1 pseudogene is annotated in these 1,022 nt (G+C 78.5%); it reads right to left on the bottom strand.

From position 1 onward, the window contains the following. Positions 1-849 (bottom strand): annotated as a pseudogene (locus ACFV0G_RS21895) (hypothetical protein); the annotation flags it as partial. Between the last annotated feature and the right edge of the window lie 173 nt (positions 850-1,022).

The following is a 1,022-nucleotide window of genomic DNA, read 5'->3' as shown; positions in this document are numbered from 1 at the left end:
GCGGGCGTGGCCGCCCCCCGCGGCCCGCCGGACCGGGATCCGCGCCCGGACGGCGGACACCCCCCGCCCCCGCCCCCGGGTGCCGGCGGTCGCGCCCTGGGGGGGGGCGACCAGGGCCCGGCGGCGGTGCACGGCGGCCAGCACCCCGGCCGCGCCGCAGAGCACGGCCAGCACCCCCACCCATGGGCCGGCCAGTGAGAGCAGCCGCAGCCCGGTGCGGACCCGCCCGACCTCGGCGGACCTGACCAGGGTGTAGGAGGTGTGGATCTCCGGGATCGCGCCGGCCGCCGCGAAGCCGCTCGCGGCCAGCGAGGCCTTCACCCGGGCGACCACCGGGGCGAGGTCGAGGACGACCGTGTCGCCGTCGATCCGCACCGCGCCGCCGCCCGCTCCGGTGACCTCCTTGTCCAGCGCGGCGTGGGCGTCCCGGTTGAGGTCCGTCCAGACCTCGCGGAAGGCGTCGGAGCGGACGAAGTCCTCCACCCCGGTGCGGACGAGAGCGTCGACGCCGCCGGTCAGTGCGGGCCCCAGGCCCTTCAGCAGGTCGCCGAGCAGCGGGGTGCCACCGGGCACGAGGCCGTTCAGCAGGGAGTCGACCGGGATCTGCCGGACGATCTCGGCGGTCACCCGGTCGGCCACCGCGGACTGCACCGCGGGGTTGTCGGCGAGCGGCGCCACGGTCGCCACGTACCGGTCGGTGTCGGCGATCTCGGTGTGCACCCAGGAGGCGAGGACGCCCAGCGGGGTGAGCAGGGCCGCGAGGACGATCAGGACGGCGGCGGTCGCCGTGCGGAGCGGCCGCCGGTCCGGGCGCCGCGCCGGCGGGCCGCCCGGTGCGGGGTCGCCCATGGACTGCCCTCCGGCTGGTGCCTGCGGTGGATCCCAGCAGACACCGGCCCGCAGCGGGCGGCCAGTCGGCACGGTGCCGTCCGGCGGCACCGGACGGGGAAACGCGCGAGCCCCCCGTGCGACGGGTGATCCGCCCGCGGCGCCGGGATGGGTGAGGCGGTGGTGTGCGAGAT

This window comes from Kitasatospora sp. NPDC059571 (genome assembly GCF_042735675.1).
Taxonomy (GTDB): domain Bacteria; phylum Actinomycetota; class Actinomycetes; order Streptomycetales; family Streptomycetaceae; genus Kitasatospora.
Note: the sequence above shows the minus strand (reverse complement) of the source record. Positions and strands in the feature narration are given on the sequence as shown.